This window comes from uncultured Dokdonia sp. (assembly GCF_947492535.1).
GTDB lineage: Bacteria > Bacteroidota > Bacteroidia > Flavobacteriales > Flavobacteriaceae > Dokdonia.
This window is the reverse complement of sequence record NZ_CANLNH010000006.1, coordinates 194076-211175: the sequence shown is the minus strand read 5'-3', so window position 1 is coordinate 211175 and position 17100 is coordinate 194076. Positions and strand designations below refer to the sequence as shown.

Annotated in this window: 17 protein-coding genes; 5 read left to right on the top strand and 12 right to left on the bottom strand. The window is 32.6% G+C overall.

Translation table 11 applies throughout. The features are described 5' to 3' along the window. Nucleotides 1-73: 73 nt before the first annotated feature. The 3 genes from Q1A60_RS10470 to Q1A60_RS10460 all read left to right on the top strand — a co-directional run bounded on the left by Q1A60_RS10470 (nucleotide 74) and on the right by Q1A60_RS10460 (nucleotide 1886). Nucleotides 74-370, top strand: coding sequence for a hypothetical protein (locus Q1A60_RS10470; protein ID WP_299764556.1), 297 nt, complete (start codon nucleotides 74-76; stop codon nucleotides 368-370). Between the two features lie 122 nt (nucleotides 371-492). Beyond that, on the top strand, nucleotides 493-1089 hold the full coding sequence (locus Q1A60_RS10465; RefSeq protein WP_299764558.1) for a cyclic nucleotide-binding domain-containing protein: 597 nt from the start codon (nucleotides 493-495) through the stop codon (nucleotides 1087-1089). A 53-nt stretch (nucleotides 1090-1142) separates the two neighbouring features. Further along, nucleotides 1143-1886, top strand: coding sequence for an acyl-CoA desaturase (locus Q1A60_RS10460; RefSeq protein WP_299764560.1), 744 nt, complete (start codon nucleotides 1143-1145; stop codon nucleotides 1884-1886). Between the two features lie 149 nt (nucleotides 1887-2035). On the opposite strand, the gene Q1A60_RS10455 is transcribed toward Q1A60_RS10460, so the two are convergent. From Q1A60_RS10455 to Q1A60_RS10425, 7 genes are all read right to left on the bottom strand, one after another. Further along, the gene (locus tag Q1A60_RS10455; RefSeq protein ID WP_299764563.1) at nucleotides 2036-2533 is read right to left on the bottom strand and encodes a DUF4291 domain-containing protein; all 498 of its coding nucleotides are present in this window, start codon (nucleotides 2531-2533) and stop codon (nucleotides 2036-2038) included. A gap of 227 nt (nucleotides 2534-2760) precedes the next feature. Beyond that, nucleotides 2761-4023, bottom strand: a complete 1263-nt coding sequence (locus Q1A60_RS10450) for a hypothetical protein (protein WP_299764565.1) — start codon at nucleotides 4021-4023, stop codon at nucleotides 2761-2763. A gap of 138 nt (nucleotides 4024-4161) precedes the next feature. Then, entirely contained in the window at nucleotides 4162-5073 is a 912-nt protein-coding gene (locus tag Q1A60_RS10445; protein ID WP_299764567.1) for a hypothetical protein, read from the bottom strand. Nucleotides 5074-5172: 99 nt separating this feature from the next. After that, entirely contained in the window at nucleotides 5173-5931 is a 759-nt protein-coding gene (locus Q1A60_RS10440) for a phosphoribosyltransferase family protein (RefSeq protein ID WP_299764570.1), read from the bottom strand. 14 nt (nucleotides 5932-5945) lie between these two features. Next, nucleotides 5946-7400: a nicotinate phosphoribosyltransferase gene (locus Q1A60_RS10435; RefSeq protein WP_299764572.1), complete on the bottom strand. Its 1455-nt coding sequence runs from the start codon at nucleotides 7398-7400 to the stop codon at nucleotides 5946-5948. Nucleotides 7401-7512: 112 nt separating this feature from the next. Continuing rightward, nucleotides 7513-8190 (bottom strand): NUDIX domain-containing protein, encoded by a 678-nt coding sequence (locus tag Q1A60_RS10430; RefSeq protein ID WP_299764574.1) that lies wholly within the window; start codon nucleotides 8188-8190, stop codon nucleotides 7513-7515. A gap of 51 nt (nucleotides 8191-8241) precedes the next feature. Further along, entirely contained in the window at nucleotides 8242-8736 is a 495-nt protein-coding gene (locus Q1A60_RS10425; protein ID WP_363322585.1) for an Lrp/AsnC family transcriptional regulator, read from the bottom strand. 34 nt (nucleotides 8737-8770) lie between these two features. On the opposite strand from Q1A60_RS10425, the gene Q1A60_RS10420 reads away from it, so the two are divergent. Beyond that, on the top strand, nucleotides 8771-9481 hold the full coding sequence (locus tag Q1A60_RS10420) for a sulfite exporter TauE/SafE family protein (protein WP_363322584.1): 711 nt from the start codon (nucleotides 8771-8773) through the stop codon (nucleotides 9479-9481). Here Q1A60_RS10420 and Q1A60_RS10415 read toward each other — a convergent pair whose 3' ends face one another. The 5 genes from Q1A60_RS10415 to Q1A60_RS10395 all read right to left on the bottom strand — a co-directional run bounded on the left by Q1A60_RS10415 (nucleotide 9482) and on the right by Q1A60_RS10395 (nucleotide 16603). Beyond that, on the bottom strand, nucleotides 9482-11386 hold the full coding sequence (locus Q1A60_RS10415; protein ID WP_299764579.1) for a hypothetical protein: 1905 nt from the start codon (nucleotides 11384-11386) through the stop codon (nucleotides 9482-9484). Nucleotides 11387-11522: 136 nt separating this feature from the next. Beyond that, nucleotides 11523-13016, bottom strand: a complete 1494-nt coding sequence (locus tag Q1A60_RS10410) for a T9SS type A sorting domain-containing protein (protein ID WP_299764581.1) — start codon at nucleotides 13014-13016, stop codon at nucleotides 11523-11525. A gap of 49 nt (nucleotides 13017-13065) precedes the next feature. Next, nucleotides 13066-15168, bottom strand: a complete 2103-nt coding sequence (locus Q1A60_RS10405; protein WP_299764583.1) for an FAD-dependent oxidoreductase — start codon at nucleotides 15166-15168, stop codon at nucleotides 13066-13068. Between the two features lie 322 nt (nucleotides 15169-15490). Then, the gene (locus tag Q1A60_RS10400) at nucleotides 15491-16144 is read right to left on the bottom strand and encodes a DUF6624 domain-containing protein (RefSeq protein ID WP_299764585.1); all 654 of its coding nucleotides are present in this window, start codon (nucleotides 16142-16144) and stop codon (nucleotides 15491-15493) included. Between the two features lie 225 nt (nucleotides 16145-16369). Next, entirely contained in the window at nucleotides 16370-16603 is a 234-nt protein-coding gene (locus tag Q1A60_RS10395; protein ID WP_300007664.1) for a hypothetical protein, read from the bottom strand. Nucleotides 16604-16708: 105 nt separating this feature from the next. Between Q1A60_RS10395 and Q1A60_RS10390 the strand changes: the two genes are divergently transcribed. Further along, a complete protein-coding gene (locus Q1A60_RS10390) occupies nucleotides 16709-17077 on the top strand; it encodes a hypothetical protein (RefSeq protein WP_299764589.1) in 369 nt (122 codons plus the stop codon). Nucleotides 17078-17100: the final 23 nt, after the last annotated feature.

Here is a 17100-nt window from a genome sequence, read left to right as displayed (position 1 = left end):
TCATATCACAAATCTATCTTCTAAAACCTCTTTGTGTCTCTATACGTATACGGCTCCTCTATTCTGTTTGTATTTGGATGATAACACCTTGTATGTAGGAGCTAAAGATGGAATGGTTATACAAATGAATCTCATATCTCAAACTACAGAACACTACCAAATACATCAGGATGCCGTAAGAGCTATTAAAAGTCACAATAACACATTAATGACGTGTGGAGAAGATAATCGTGTAATAATGACAAAACTACCGTCTAAAAAATCTCAAGAATATCTAAAGACCGATAATTTTATACAAGATGTTTTAATTATTAAAAATACAATCTATACCGCTGGATTTGATGGACGTATTCTAAAGAAAGATCTATAAGCAGATAAAATATTTCAAACATGTGGTATACGCTTTCGCGAAAGCGTATAAAGAAACACGACTACTTAATTATACGTTAATTTTCTACCTTCTCATATAGAAGAAAGGTATCTTGCAAGGTAATGAATACTACCCCGGAAACTACCTTAGAAGTTGTACGAGCACACTTACATCAGATTTCTGAAATCACTGATGCTGATTGGGATTTCTTTTCTTCTAAACTTACTAGACGTGATATTCCTAAGAAAACAATTTTCTTAAGATCGGGTGTTGTAGAAAATCATATTTCTTTTATTATAACGGGTATTGTACGGTTGTATATCCCAAAACCTGAACCTACTAAAGAAATTACCTTTGGTTTTAGTTTTAAAGAACAGTTTATTAGTGCCTATGATTCTTTTTTAACGCGTAAACCATCAGTATATGAATTGCAAACACTTACAGATACCACACTTTTAAGTATTTCTTACGACGACTTACAAAAGGTGTATGCAACGACCAAAATAGGGAATTTGATAGGCAGGCTTACAGCTGAACGACTTTTTTTAATCAAATCAAAAAGAGAGCAAACCTTACTTAATTATACTGCAGAAGAACGATATCTTGATGTTTTCAAAGCACGTCCAGAGGTGATTAAAGAAATACCGCTTAAGTATATTAGTTCTTATATAGGCGTTACTCCACAGGCATTAAGCCGTATCCGGAAACGCATTAGTTAACCTAGGTTCATTGTAATCGACTGCTCTCAACTGTAACTTTGCAGAAAAAAGAGATGGTTATACTTATTTTAGTTGGTGTCTTGTGGTATTCAAGCTTATTTTTCCAATCATTTTTTCTACATAGATATGCGGCACACCAAACGTATACGATGTCTAAAACAACAGAGAAAATCACATTTATCTTAACATGGCTTTGTCAAGGTCCAAGTTATTTGAGCGCGTATGGATATGGAATCATGCATCGCATGCATCATGCGTATACAGATACTGAGAAAGATCCGCATTCTCCAAAATATGACAACAGTCTTTTTGCGATGATGTGGAAAACCAAAAACATCTATCAGGATATCAATAATAAACGTATTACTGTACATCAAAAATTCACAAAGAACATCCCACAATGGAAACGTTTTGATTCATTTGCTGGTTCTAGAGGTTCAAGAGTTTTTTGGATTGTTATCTATACAGTGTTGTTTGCCTTTTTAACTACAGCCTGGTGGCAATGGTTACTGCTTCCTATTTTATTTGCTATGGCTCCTATTCACGGTGTCATTATCAATTGGTTTGGACATATTTATGGGTACATTAACTTCAAAACAACTGATACGTCTAAAAACTTATTTCGATTTGATTTTTTAATGATGGGTGAAGGATATCATAACAATCATCATAAGCATAGTAACAGAGCGAATTTTGGAGGTGTGCATTGGTATGAAATAGATGTCACCTATTTGATCATGCGTATACTTGATAAAATAGGTGTCATCCAGCTTAAAATGAGTGCTTTAAAAGCATAAGTTTATTTATTACTATCTAGACGCAAATGCGTTGCGACTGCTACATCTTTAGGGATGTAAGGAGCTTCAGAAGGCACTACTAAATCGTCTAATCTATTAGCTAGAACATGTTGATACTGCTGACGTACATACTCAGAAATATCTTCTATCTATAGGATATCTTCTTTAGCATACATGGCAATTTCTTCATTCCGAATACCGATTTGGATGGCTCTTCGTTCTAATTTCGCACCGTATGGATCGTGATCTGGATCCCATTGTAAACGAATACTAGAATTCTTTACCGCTTCTTGCCAAACGTCTCTAGTTGTATATATATCTTCTTGATAATTAGAATAGACCGCTTTTGACAGATAACGTTCAAATGCGTCTCTTTTTACATGGATAGCAAGCACGATTTCCTGTCCTTCTTTAGTACCCCAGCCATTACGGTACATCATCCATAAAAAGTTAGGTTTGATCCACGTCATTCTAGTAAGTTTGAAGGGACCTCCAAAAAATTGATTTCTATACGCAAAATTTCCTATCGCAAGTCGATAGGATTGGTATACGATTACTTTTTCATCATCGTATTGTGCCATGATATGATGTCCTTCTTGAGGCCATTCTTTTATTTGTTCTTTATAAGGTTTTAATTTAAGTTTCATAATTTGTTATAAGTGCTTTCAGTTCTTTGTTTTCAGGATATTGAAAACGAGTTCCGAAGTACATTTTTGTTATTTTTATGTTTCCAATTATATTAAGTACAATGATTCGCACAAGAAGCATAAGGATTATTATATACTATATGTTTCGAACTGGTAATAAGCTAAATACAAACATCTAAATTTTATCATTTTATTTTTTTACCGTAAATATTGTTAGTTATAAGTGTTTATTTAATGATACTCAGGTAAAAATCAGCAACTTTTGAATAAAACTCTAATTCAATTTTCCCATATGAAGTTTCATAATATTCAATACCGTCAATTTTTGATTTTTCTAAGTACTCAACTTGAAGTCTTAAACTGATTAAAGGCGCAATAAAGTTATGATAATTTGATTTTCTATTGAGTTCGAATACTAATTCGAATTTATTAAGTATCTCATATACTGAATGATTAAATTCTTCTTTACCATTAAGAGTAAAGTGTAGTAAGTTTTTTAATAATTCATCATCATATTGGTTGCTTTCAGAATAATTAACGAAAATGGCAAAATTTGATTCATGATCAGATCTTATATTATAATTTTTCAGTTCTGAAAAATCTTTTGTGGAGGGAAATACTATACCATTGAAATTATTCTCTAAGAGAGCAGTGGTAGTCATTTGAGGTAATACATACTCTGAGATGAAACTAGACTTTTTTTCAACAGGAAAAGTTAATATTTGAGAAAATATAGATTTCTTAATATCTTTTTTTATAGAATTTCTATTCGGAGTTAAAAAACTGTCATCATAATCTATTTCATGATCTTTAGCTATCTCAGGAAGAGTTTTAGCTATCGTGTCAAACAAAGTATTTTTAATTGTAAAATATTTTTTAGAATAAAAATCTTTATAATATGGTATAAATGCAGATATAGCAAGATTGTTTATTGGAGTTGACAATTCTTTTTTTATACCATAAATAGATTTTCCAAGATATAACATTGGTTGTCCAGAAACACTGAACCTTTGATTCCCAACTAATCCTCTTTTATTAAATGGTATATGTAAAAAGTTGTTAATATCACTTTTATTGAAGGTTTTATCATATATTCTTGCTCTAAAATAAATAGTTGAATAAGTAAAACCACTTTCAGTTTCATTTAATAAATCATTCTGTTGTAGAAAACTCCAAATCTTATCCGTAGCTATTTTTGTGTTTTCTGAGATATAACTAATGTAAATAGAAATTATATCATCAAATGTGTCTTCAATAACACTAATGTTATTAAGTGTTTCTTCCAAAAAAGAATCTGTCCATTGAACATATTCTGAATTATTATTTCTGAATTCACAATCACATTCAGAAATGCTTTTGAGTTTTTTTATGTTCTCTAAAAATGATTCTTTGTATTTTTTCAATTTGAGTTCAAATCTATCAAGTCCAAAGCAATTTTTTTTTAACTTCTTTTGATTATTATTATCAATAAAACAAGCAATACAACTCATTATTTTTTTATTTGTTAATGATTTTGACTATGAATATTTATGTTAGCTAATACTTAACTTTAAATATATCATACTGAAAGTCTTCGGGGGGGCTGAGAGGTAGACGGTAATGAATAATTCATTCATTCATAACAATTGTTACTTGGGATCTCTTAACTCTTCAATAGATTTAATACCTATTTTCTCTAAAAGTAACTGCTCATGATTTTCTTGATCTACTAGATTAAATTCAGTTTGTTTTCCATCGAGTTCAACTATAGCATCATTTCCAACAACAACCTGATCTCTAGATTTATATATTGAACATTCCCCAGCTACATACAATGCAAGTTTATCCGTTGCCGCAGGTGTTATCGCTATGTTAAATCCTTGACCAACGGTTCTTACACTTGGATAAAGTACCCCATCTAACCCTTGTCTAGTGACGATTTCTGTAAAAATTGCCGAGATCATATAATCATAATCTGCTTTAATATCTTCTTTTGCAAATTCACTTGACAAATAATCTTGAAATTTTAACGACTTCTCAATTATCTCTTCAGGATATTGAGTTATAAAATTTTTAAATGCGTTTACTAATTCTCTTGTGTAATTACTTTCATTATAATATGAGTCGTGGTGAACAATAGCCATTAACTTAATGTCTTCTTGAACAACCCAGCGACCAAATGAAATTTTTTGAAATCCACTTTTAGTTTTATCTCTTAACATTGGAATAGTCTCTGTTATGCCAATTATTCGCATATTATCAAGTTCTCCTTCTTCTAATTTATCTGGAACAGATGTTGCATAAAACATAGTTTGATTAGGAGTACTTGCTCTTTGATATGTTTTATTAAATTCTTGTGGTTTAAAAGATAAATCAGATTTTTTATAAAATCGTTTGTTTTTTTCATTGGGTCTTGCGCGCATTACAGATTTTCCTTTGTGAAGGGTCACGATTACAGCACCAACTGGTCCAATTTTGTTAAATAGATCTCTTATTTCTGCATCTGGATATTTAGATAGGTCTAGTTGTTTAAATTCTTCAATTATATTGTCTATTTCCATTATCTTATAATTTATATGTAATTAAATCTGTTAGTATTTCTTTATACGCTCCTACCTACCGGCAGGCAGGTTCGCGAAAGCGTATCATCATTTATTGTATTATATCACATTATATTGCGTTACAAATGGATCTTCTATATCTCTATAACTATTGGTACAATACACATGATCAATACTTTGTTTTACTTCTTCAAATCCATAATTGAACTGTGCATGTGTCACATATAAAAATACCTTGGAAGCGCCTTGTTTTTTGAGCTCATCTGCCAATAATTTAAAAGTGCGGCCCCCATCTGCAATATCATCTACAATGAGACATTCTTTGTTTTTTACGTCTCCCTGTATGCTAATCATAGGTTTTCCATCTACACGTACTTTATTAGAAGGGATTAGATTTGCTTCTAGTCGTTCTGCAATGCTATGTGATGTTTTATAAGCACCTGCATCTGGACTTACTAAAACTGGATTTCCAATCGTATTATATGTCTTTTCCACATACTCAAAATGATCTATTTTGATAGCATTTTCAATCAATGCTAAGGATACATCACTATGTGGATGTAAAATCTGTACCTGATCAAATCCCATACTGTTTATAAAACGTGTAATTACTTTTAAATCAAAAGACTCTTTCTCGTGAAACCGTCTGTCAGAGCGCTGCCCTATCAAACAATACAATGTGAGTGTAGCAGTAACCGTTTTATCTAAAGTATGATATGCATCCCAAGCTTCTTTTATAGACGCTGCTGTAAACAGATCTTCATAAGAATTCCCTCGTAAGGAAACGTTTAAATCTCCTTTCGTTAGTATACTAGCTGTTACTTGCCCGTCTTTAAATCGCTTTATAGTGTATGACATAATGATATATAATTTTAAATAAATTGATTAATTCGGTTTCTGATTTCTTCTAAGGTTACTGATCTTTTAAAAATACCATTTTCATAGATGGTTTTTAGTTCGCCTTCTTGTTCTTCTTGCTCTGTTACTTCATCTCTTAACTCATAGGTATCTCCTACTTTAATGACTTTGAGTAATCCCTTTGCTGATTTCTTAACACCATTATCGGTAATAGGGTCTTTAAATATCTCTCTGCGTTTTCCATCTACCACCACCGAAGTAGCTTTCATTGCAAATCCAAAGGTATCTCTGGTTTTAAATTGATATGTAAAAGACCCTATTCCTAGCACCACACTTGTACTTGCAAATCCTTTATCGTGTAACCGTTTACAAATTTCTTCTGCTCTTTCTATAGTAATACTATCACCATAAATAGCTCCTATATGTGGATTTAATACTTTAAATCCTTGTTTGTTTATCGTTCCTCCAAATACATCCCATAGCAACTCTACAACTCCTTTTTCTTGTGGTGTTTCTCCTCCTAATTGATTGTTTTCTCCACAAATAATAGCCACAGGATCTCCACTATCTGGACGTATCACAAGTTTTCCATCTCTGTTTACGATTTCTTCTTTTAGAACAGGAAGATATTCTGTGAGTACTTTCCATAAATCCCAGGTATCACTTACTACAGAAAGAATTCCAGTAGGATATGTTTTCATTAATGTTTTAAAAGTGCCTATTTCATCATCTTTAGTTCCTGCACACATCACCGAATGTTCTGTTGCATTTACAGAACCAATTACAAATCCTTGCGCTTTGTAATAAGAACGCAATCCTCTTATTACGGGTAAGGTATCTGATCCTAAAAATACAGATGCATGTCCCATTCCTGATGCTATTGAACTTTCTAACCCTCCCATACCTCTCATAGAAAAATCATGCCCTTGAAAATCTATAAAATCAATATGGTCTTTATCAGTAAGCAATGCCCAATGTTTAAAAATACGCTTGTATTGTAATGCAATTGAAGCCGATGTCATAGGTTGCCATAACATCGCAGATAATATGGTTTCTAAAAAATTAGTAATCCAATAAAAATCTTTATGTGTATTTACAATGGTAATCATTGGAATACGAATAGGTACCTCTACTCCTTCTGGTAATGACTTTACGCGTATAGGTAAATATTGCAACTCATGTAATTGTTCAAAATGTGTTACATCATAATCAGTTCCAAGATATAAGGACAGCTCTTCTTTAATTTCTTTACACACCTCTGACTTTGATTTTGAAAAGAAATGGTCTTGAAAATAATTATGTAACCACTGAATCACATATTGTTGTCCAAATGAAACTACCTTGTCACAACCTTTGGGCGCATAGGTATTACTTCTTGGCGTCCAATTAGAATATACTTCTTCTGTTCCTACCGGATATTGTTGATGATGTCCTGTCTTATACCCGTCTGTTACTAATATACTATTCATATTCATTTCTATTTGTGTAAATACAACGCAAATATAAAGTGAAGAAAAAAAGTAAGCAAGTTTTATTTGCGTTATTTCAACACAAATATGATAAATTGTTGGTTTTCAGTATTTAAATTTCGAAAATAATTCCTTCTTTCTTTAACTGGAAATAGCGTTTTTGATTAAATTGGAATAAATTGGCAGGTCTCCCAGATCCTTTAGATACTTTTTCATCTAATTCATCTAATACATTTAATCCAAGAATTTTCTTTCTAAAATTACGTCTATCTATAGGCCTTCCTAAGAGGGTTGTGTATAGTTTTTCTAAATCAGAGAAAGGAAATTTGGTATCTAATAACTCAAAGCCTATAGGTTCATAGGTGATTTTAGCTTGTAGTCTAGCAATGGCCGTAAGGAGAATCTTTTGATGATCAAAAGAGAGTTCAGGAAGCTTATCTATAGTAAACCATTGTACTTGGGACGCATCTGTAGCGGCAAAAATTTTGAAAGTATTGGGTCTTACCAGACCTACATAGGCTACTGTGACTACCCTACCTCTAGGATCTCTCTCTACATCTCCAAAGGTGTAGAGTTGTTCTAAGTAATTTATTTTAACACCCGTTTCTTCCTGTAACTCACGTTCTACAGCAGTTTCTAAGGATTCATTATTTAAAACGAACCCTCCAGGAATCGCCCATTTCCCTTTAAAAGGATCGTATTTACGTTTAATAAGTAATACAGAGATGACGCCTTCTTCATATCCAAAAACTACTGCATCTACAGAAAGTCTAATTTTTTGCTCAACCATATTGTGTATAGTGTACACAAAGATATTGAATTCTCTTTTTATAGAAGTTTTTTATGAACGTAAGTCAGATAAAATTAAATGTGTTGTAGGTTCTCCATACATAATAATACTATCTATAAATTGTTCTAAGTGAGATTGGTCCTTTAAAATCACTTTCATAAATATATTATGCGTGCCTGTAATTCTATACATTTGGCAGATTTCTTCATATTGTTTCAAGACATCACAAAATACTTTGAGTTTCCCACTAAAAACTTTGAATGAAATTAAGACTTCAAGTCCAAATCCTAGGTTTTTATGATTGAGTTTTAGACTATAACCTGCAATGATTTCAGCATCTTCTAGTTTTTGAACACGCTCACGAACCGAAGAAGGAGAAAGACCAATTTTCTTTCCAATTTCTACATAAGATTCTCTAGCATTTTTTTTTAATTGATTTATAATTCTATGATCAATTGCATCTACCATAAATAAGTTTGTTATTAATGTAAAATTCCATTTTAAAAAGTGAATATACTGATTATATCCAAAATATTTATTTTCCAATAACAATAAAGCACTTTATTTTTGTGGTATGAATATGATGATATTACTACTTATTATTGGCATTTTTATAGGGTTTTTTATTCAAACTATCATTGGTTTTGCGGGAGCTTTAATATCGCTCCCTTTTTTACTTTTTGTGATGCCATTACCAGAAGCAATCTCATATATTACTATTTTTTATGCTATTTCAAGTCCTATACATATTTATAAAGAGTGGGAACGAATAGATAAAAGATTACTTAAAAAATTAATTCTATCTTCTATTATTGGAGTTGTAATAGGTGGTGCTGTATTATTATATAGTCAACCAGCAGTACTAAAAAAAGCATTAGGTGTTTTTATCATCTTATTTGTTATTAATAAACTAAAATCAAAAAGCGATTTTAAATTTTCACCTAAGATTGAATATGTATTTGGTTTTCTTGGTGGCTTTTTCGCAGGTGTGTTTTCTACAGGAGGCCCTTTATATGTTATTGCTGTTAAAAATGCTGTTATAGATTTGAAAACATTTAGAGCCACTATGTTTGCAATACTAGGTCTTGTTACTTTAGTTAGAATTCCTGTACTAGTATTTGGAGGTGTATTACAATTTGAACAATTCTATTATGTCTTATTAGTACTACCTTTTTTTATATTGGCTTTATTTTTAGGCAAAAAAGTATATTTAAGACTTAACGAAGCTACCCTTACCAAAGTTGTTTTAGGATTACTTATGATTTCTGGAATAATGTTACTTATTAAGTAACTATTTCATTTTCTTATAAAACGGATCTACATTTCTATAAATAGATTTTATTTGATCATTTGTTAATACGTATAGGTGTGCTATTGGAAGTTTATTTTTATCATACCCCTTTATTTTTGAGGTGTTCTCTTTTATCCATTTTTCAGCAACTTCTACAATCATCGTATTTGCCATACCACTTCCTGTAGTTCCCGTACCTGAAACCATATTGGCTAGTTCTAATTTTGGAGATTCGCTAAATACGATTTGTGATAAACGTGCTCTATATTCTATCGTGGCAGTTCCTAGAGCCGTGTACTCTTCTTGTAAAACAACCCTATCTAAAGAATGCCTTCCTTCATGTGCAAACATAGTGGCATTGTCTCTATATAAGTCATAGTGTTCTATAAACTTTAATTGTAAGGAAACTCCCTTATACGCTTCTTTTGTTAATTGATTATAGAGTTGATCTAAAGCATCTAATTCCAATTTAGTAGCGAGTCCAGCTAATACCGTATTCTTATCTGACGATACAGACGATTCGTATAAGGTTTTGCGTATTTTAGTTGTAGCTTTTTTCCTTTTTACAGAATCAGTAACATTTTCCCAGGCACTAATTCCTAAGTATTTGAACATTTTCTTTACTCTAAGAAATCCACCAGGTATAGCAAAACCTCCTGCTCCCCTATCTTCCCAATACCAACTAGGATATCCATTAGAAACCATCATATCTAGTTCTGTAAAGTTAAAATCTGCACGATGACCGTATTGTTCTACTTTTCGAATTCGTTCGTTTACAATTTGTCCCATGACTAATCCCATAATTGGAGAGCTACTTGTTCTGCCTAAAATGGATACCGTACCGTATTTAGAGCGTATGAGTCTTCTATAGTTCTGCATAGAAAAAGTATCTTTCACTTTTTCTGTAGACAGCAGTGTTGTATACATGGTTTCACTTTCAGAGACGATGTGATCTATATATGCATCGGTATCTCCTTCTTCTAGCGTCATTTTTCTATAATACTCATCAGTATATGCAGTGAGTTCCTCTAAATGTTTACTATAGGATATAATGTGTTGTACTTGGATATTATTTTTTATATGATCATTAGAATTTCCAAATTTCATAGCCATGATTCTTGCATAGGTATAAAAGCGAGATTGTGCCAATGCATTTACAATGGCAACTTTATCGTCGTTCAGTAGGGTTTCTTGGTTCCATTTTGTAAGCGTTTTTTGAAGCGTTTTAGCAGGTTCTTTTAAATAGGCGTATACGCTATTAATATCAGAGAATCTATAATACGAAAACCATGCTTTTAAAGCAGTATTCCCATCTTCTAACAACAAAGAAATTCCTAGTAATGTATCTGTTGCATTTACATTTGTTGGATTTACAGATAATACATCCTGTAAAATCATAGAAGCCTCTTCTAACAGTGTTTTATCAAAAGAAGTGTTGTTATCATGTTGCGCTATTGCTTGTATAAGAACGGCATTGCAATATTTGTATTTTGCATACTGTTTATCTGCATCTGAAGTAGCAATTTGCGCTGATTTTTTTGCAGCAGTAAGTGCTTTTTTGTAATCCCCATCTTCTTGTGCTATTCTACTTATAATAATCCAAGTTTCTGATCTGTAATCACCTATACTATCTGCTTTTAACAATCGTTTATAGGCAGTCTCCTTATCTTTATAAAACTTCCAGTCTTGTACTGCTAGAGCTCTGAGTGCTTTACATTGTTCTTCTTTCGTTGCTTTTTCATGTATACTCACCTTATTAAAAAGATCTTTAGATTTTTTTAATTGCAAAGAGCCTTCTGCTCTATAGGCAGCTTGTAATTGTGTACTTGGTTGTCCCTCTTGAGCAGAAATTTGACTAGAGAAAAAACATAGAATTACTATGATTATTGTTTGTTTTATAGACATTAGATGGTGACTTTACATAACTATTACAAACAAATATAACTAAATAATTAGTTTTAACTAATTGTTTAGTTATATGATCTATATATTATTTAAAAATTAGTCTAATTTAATAGTAGGATTTTGAAATCAAAATTATTTAGAATTTGATTACTCTTTTTATTATGCTAGAATCATCTGACTTGATTTCTAAAAAATAAATACCAGCTTTTAAAAAGGAAATATCAATTGTTGGAATGTTTGATAAATTAGTGTAATTTTTAATCATTTTTCCAGTAACATCATATAGTTTTAAGTCTAATAATGATGTCAAAGTTGTTTCAAATGAAATCACTCCATTCGTAGGGTTTGGATAGATACTAATAGTATTTGAATTGAAACTTTCAACATTTAATAAATTTGAAGTATCATAAGCTCTTACATGTCCTGAATCAAATCCTTCATTATTTCCAGCATCATTCCCAGGAGCTCCAACGAATAAAATATTTCCATCGTTACTAAAACTAATTGCTGCCCCAGATGCATCTGTACTTGCTTCACCATCTATATCTGTTCCTACTAGAATCCAATTGCCATTAATAAAATCGTATACTCTTACATGACCTGCATTATTATCTGCATCATCATTTGAAGGAGCTCCAATGGCCAAACGATTACCATCATCTATTAAATCAACTACCCCAGAAAAATCTCCAGCATTTTCACCATCAATATCTGATCCTACTTGTATCCAATTTTCCCCGTTGAAATCGTATACCCTAGCGTGCCCAGAATTTGTGCCGTTTCCATTATTACCTGGTGCTCCAATAGCCACTCGAGTTCCATCATCACTAATACTAACAAATTCTCCCGAAAAATCTCCAACAGACTCTCCATCTATATCTTGCCCCATTTGATTCCAATTAATACCATCATAATTGAATACTCTTACATGACCAGAATCATTTCCATTATCATTATTATTTCCACTTGCTCCAATCGCAAGGATATTTCCATCTCCATTAAAACTTATGGATCTTCCTGCTCCATTTATCAAATCTTCTCCAAGAATTTCTTCCCCTATTTGGATAAAATTATCATCAACAATATCATATATAACAACAGATCCTGAGTTAACACCATTAAGATCACTCTCTGGATGTCCAATAGCAAGTCTAGTTCCTCCATTATTTATTGTCAATCCATCACCAAATCCACTATCTTCACTACTTTGAGAAGTGATATCGTTACCTACTTGAATCCAATTTTCTCCATCAAAATCAAACACTCTTACAAATCCAGTTACACTTTGCTTGTCAAATCCAATTCCTGAAGCAATTAATCTATTTCCTTCATCATTTAAAACAACAGATGCCCCAAAGAAACCAAAAATCAACTCGCTATCTATATCATTTCCTACTTGAACCCAATTTTCTCCATCAAAGTCAAAAACCCTCACATGTCCTCTATTAGTAGAGTTAAGTACAGCTCCAATGGCAATACGGCTACCATTTGCATTAGTACCTATAGACCCGCCAGATCCATCAAAAATATCTTCACCGTCAATATCTTCTCCTATTTGGACATGTATTTGTGCATTCAGAGAAAATAAAAAAGAAGAAAATATAAGTAGTAGAAGTATTTTTTGTTTCATAATAAAATGGTTTATACCAAATATAATTATTTTATGCTCTATAAGTATATTATATGGCTACATCTGGAGCGGTGAGTCTTCCCCACATTTTTTCCATTGTTTTTATTTTTTCTTTCTCTCCCATTTGGTGTAGGATATTATTTACTGCATTGTATGCAGAGTCTAAAGCTCCTACAATCCAGCCATGGTGTACAGAACAGCACTCCCCTGCTATGTTTAAGTGTCCATCAAATTCAGGCGTTAATAAGGTTTGATATAAGTTTGTAAACTGTCCCGGTCCAAATAATGCAAAAGCGCCTCCACCAGCATGATTATCCCAAAACCATGTTTTAGTCGTTTCTTCTGGTTTATAGCCCGCAAAGGATCCATATACATCTGCCTCTGCTTCTGGATATAGATAGGCGATTCCTTTTAAACATTCATTTACACGTTCTTCATCAGAAAGTGCTCCCATACGTTCTGCATCTTGTGCCCAACAATATATTTGTAAAACACCGCCTTGGGCTTCATAGCCATAAGAAGGATATACAATTTGTCTATTAGATCTATCTGATGTACCAACGCCAAGACCTTCCCCTTGACGCTCTCCAAGTCTTGCCCAAAATTGGTCTTTAAAAGTGATAAATGCTTTAAAAGAAGGCATATAATTACATTCTCTTATAGCGCGTGCTTTAGAAAATGATAAGTGATCAAAAAAGTTTGTTTTAAGTTCTCCACTTAAATACGCTCCGTTTGGAAGCGTACTAATTACATATGGATATTCTTTCGTGAGTGTTTCTTCTTTAGTTCCTTTTGCTACTTTTACTTTTAAACGTATTCCTCCATTTGTATCAAATAATAATGGATCGTGTTCTACTTGTGTAACTCTGTGGTTCATAAACACACGTTGTTTGGGTTGTGATGGTTTCCCAGGAACTGGTTTAGGAGGATCAGCTGGAGGGACTGTCGATGGGGGTTGCGCATCTTTTGTTAAGTTTGTAGGGGAATAGCCTTTTTGACCATTTTCACCTTTTTTCATTCCAATTTCAACCTGAGCTCTATGACCATCTTCGGGAAGTACTCCTTGTTCTAAATTTAATACCGATCTACAGGCATCAGGAAAATGCTGCATCCCTTTATTCATAGTGATCATATAGATATTTGGATCGCTATGATCATATGGATTCATACTGCCTTCCCAATCATATAATGCCAGTACCATCTCTACAAAAGAGACTGAATACATCCCCGTACCTACATTTAATGTTTCTAAGTAACTCGCTACATTATAGGGTAAATGATCTTTCTTTTTACCCATTTTTGGATCATAATATTCTTCTAGGTCTTCTAGCTTAAATACATTTGTTAAGTATCCCCACATGGAGTAATTATCAAACTTCATCAATTTTTCAAAAGCCTTGTCAAAATCTTCATCTCTAAAGGCGTCCATAAAAGGACCATTTACTTTTTCAAGAACCATATTAATAGGTAGATAAGGCTCTCCTTTAGAATGTTTTGAAGTTGGTGTTACCCAAACCTCAGGAAGATCTCCTCCTTTATCTTTTCCAAAATTAAGATCATTTAATGCTGCATTTTTCTTAATAATAGGCGCTTCCATGTTATTATAACGTAGACGTTGTACATCTGAATCATAATAAAATTTACGCCACTCCACTATTTTATCAACCATCTTATTGCGCTTAAGAACAGCATTTAATGATAATCCTAGATGTTGAACTGGTAACATATCAGGAGAAAATTGAGGAATACGCATCCCTCCTACTTCTCCATATAAGCAAGCTGTATCTGGATTTTTTGCATCATATTTAGTAGAGTACCAAGTATCTATTCTTCCGCCTACACGGTCGGAACTTTCAAAGACCTCACATTCTATTCCTAATGATTGAAGAATGAGTCCTGAATATAAACCTGCAAATCCGCCACCTACAATTCCTACAACAGGTGTGTCTGTCGTTTGTTGACTGCCTCGTAGTTTTGTAAGACCACTCTTTGTTTGCGATCGTTGTTTTGATAATTCAGAAGCATAATTTTCTCCATGATTTTTGATAAGCCAATCAGAAAATGCATTACGCATCGATCCTTTTGGTGCTTGACTTCTTTTCCTAGAGACTTTCTGTCTTCTGTTTGGGTTATTAAACGATAGATAACTCATTGATATATTAGATTATAGGGTTATTTATATTGTTTGAAAGTATGACAAACAATTGGTTCTCTAGCAAATCTAATTGAGAATTCTATTTTTAGTATAGGTAAAACTACGTGTTTTTTAATGAGAATCCCTTGTATATATGTATTGGATAGTGTCTTTATACGCTTTCGCGAAATAGAGCCTGTGAGATTCACGACCATAAGGAGAGCAAAGCGTTAAATCGTATACTTTATTGGCAATGCCAAAAGATTTAATACTTCTAAGCAAGCCTCGAAATTAAAATTTAGCTTCGTGTACATGCCTCATGGACTTACCCCGAGGTAGTTTACTTCTTAAATCGAATAGCATCTTGTAGTGTGAGTGTTTTATCCCAAACAATAGCAACACCAATACTTTCTTTTGTTTCTTTGATATATTCATACATAGACGCAAGTCCTACAGAAGCACGTAGCTTAGGTAGTTGCTCTAGATTCTCAATAGGCCAAACGGCGTTTTGATTATTTGTATTTTCAAACGTTTGTGTACCATATCTTTGTGGTAAGCCAGCATTCATCTGTAATCTATCATACATAGTTGCTGCATCATCTGGGTCTAGATATCCTAAAGAAACCATCTCCTCTACTTTAGGATAATACATACGCATTAAGGCATCATCGCTATGCTGTAATATGAGATAGATGGCGGTATGTGCTTCTTTGCTAAGTTCTTTAGGCCAATCACAATTAGAAAAGAGGGTTTTTAAGTACGCTTGATTATATTGATCTTGCTGTTGCATTTTAGTAATCATTGCATATTGCTTCAGTTTTTTACTTACATCCTCTTCTTTTATAGGATCTGCGAGTAATGGCATTAATTTCATTCGGATTTCTTGTCCTTTATTTTTAAGCGCAACAAGTTCTTTGTTTATTTTTTTAATTGAACAGTCTATTACTTTTGGAGGGTATATGGTGGTAGAAAATGTACTGAATAATAAAAGCATACAGCGGTTTGGTATTTTAAAGATTAGATGCAATTAAATTTTATTAATAATACAACACAGTGGCATATAATGTGGTGCTTTATACGCCATGTGTTGCATTGGTTTTGAGAATAGACATATTGAGTGCTTCTCAAACAAGTAGCGGTTTATTATAGTCTTTTTAGGGTGCTATAAATATATGCATCGCCACTAAGGGGTGATTTATGATTAAAATAGAGTACTACTCTATTTCTTCTTTGCTAATTTTTTAAGTCTCTCAGAAACAATTTGCATTTTAAGAGCAATTAAACCTTCTACAGCTAAAGCGATATCTGGGTTGTCTGTTTCCCCTCTAAACCATCTGTGAACAGTTGTTCTCTCTGTATCTGACAAGACAGCAATCTTTACAATATCACCATATCCGAGCTTAGATTTAAGCTCTTTACGTTCCATTATTTTACTTTCTATGTTATTATTCATTACTTTGTGCAACAGTTTGCTCTAATGAATTACAAAGATAGAGTATTACTCTAATATTACAAAATAAAATAGAGCATTATTCTATTTTAAATGAGGTGTTTACGTATGAGTATTAATGATAGAACTAAATTATTTGTAAAGTCTCAAGAGATCACAATGAAGGCTTTTGAACAGTCAATTAATGCTTCTAATGGGTATATCAATAATATTACGCGAAGTATTAGTCTTGAAAAAATAGATCTCATTGTAGAAAAATATCCATTACTAAATATCGAGTGGTTACTGACTGGTAAAGGGCAAATGCTTAAATCTTTGATGGATGTTCACGAACCTGAATCTCAATATATTAAAGAAGATGCAACAACAAGAGCTTCTATCACTGCAAAAGCGTTAGTCAAAATTGATGCTTCGGTTACACACTTATTACATGAGGTTTCTGAAATAAAGGAACAACTTATAAAAAAGAAGAAATAATACTTCTTAATGCCCATTTTATA

What these genes read in the sequence shown, in the direction of transcription:
- Q1A60_RS10465 (WP_299764558.1), top strand. Translation starts at nt 493, where the DNA reads ATGAATACTACCCCGGAAACTACCTTAGAAGTTGTACGAGCACACTTA.
- Q1A60_RS10460 (WP_299764560.1), top strand. Translation starts at nt 1,143, where the DNA reads ATGGTTATACTTATTTTAGTTGGTGTCTTGTGGTATTCAAGCTTATTT.
- Q1A60_RS10455 (WP_299764563.1), bottom strand. Translation starts at nt 2,533, where the DNA reads ATGAAACTTAAATTAAAACCTTATAAAGAACAAATAAAAGAATGGCCT.
- Q1A60_RS10450 (WP_299764565.1), bottom strand. Translation starts at nt 4,023, where the DNA reads ATGAGTTGTATTGCTTGTTTTATTGATAATAATAATCAAAAGAAGTTA.
- Q1A60_RS10445 (WP_299764567.1), bottom strand. Translation starts at nt 5,073, where the DNA reads ATGGAAATAGACAATATAATTGAAGAATTTAAACAACTAGACCTATCT.
- Q1A60_RS10440 (WP_299764570.1), bottom strand. Translation starts at nt 5,931, where the DNA reads ATGTCATACACTATAAAGCGATTTAAAGACGGGCAAGTAACAGCTAGT.
- Q1A60_RS10435 (WP_299764572.1), bottom strand. Translation starts at nt 7,400, where the DNA reads ATGAATAGTATATTAGTAACAGACGGGTATAAGACAGGACATCATCAA.
- Q1A60_RS10430 (WP_299764574.1), bottom strand. Translation starts at nt 8,190, where the DNA reads ATGGTTGAGCAAAAAATTAGACTTTCTGTAGATGCAGTAGTTTTTGGA.
- Q1A60_RS10420 (WP_363322584.1), top strand. Translation starts at nt 8,771, where the DNA reads ATGATGATATTACTACTTATTATTGGCATTTTTATAGGGTTTTTTATT.
- Q1A60_RS10415 (WP_299764579.1), bottom strand. Translation starts at nt 11,386, where the DNA reads ATGTCTATAAAACAAACAATAATCATAGTAATTCTATGTTTTTTCTCT.
- Q1A60_RS10410 (WP_299764581.1), bottom strand. Translation starts at nt 13,016, where the DNA reads ATGAAACAAAAAATACTTCTACTACTTATATTTTCTTCTTTTTTATTT.
- Q1A60_RS10405 (WP_299764583.1), bottom strand. Translation starts at nt 15,168, where the DNA reads ATGAGTTATCTATCGTTTAATAACCCAAACAGAAGACAGAAAGTCTCT.
- Q1A60_RS10400 (WP_299764585.1), bottom strand. Translation starts at nt 16,144, where the DNA reads ATGCTTTTATTATTCAGTACATTTTCTACCACCATATACCCTCCAAAA.
- Q1A60_RS10395 (WP_300007664.1), bottom strand. Translation starts at nt 16,603, where the DNA reads ATGAATAATAACATAGAAAGTAAAATAATGGAACGTAAAGAGCTTAAA.
- Q1A60_RS10390 (WP_299764589.1), top strand. Translation starts at nt 16,709, where the DNA reads ATGAGTATTAATGATAGAACTAAATTATTTGTAAAGTCTCAAGAGATC.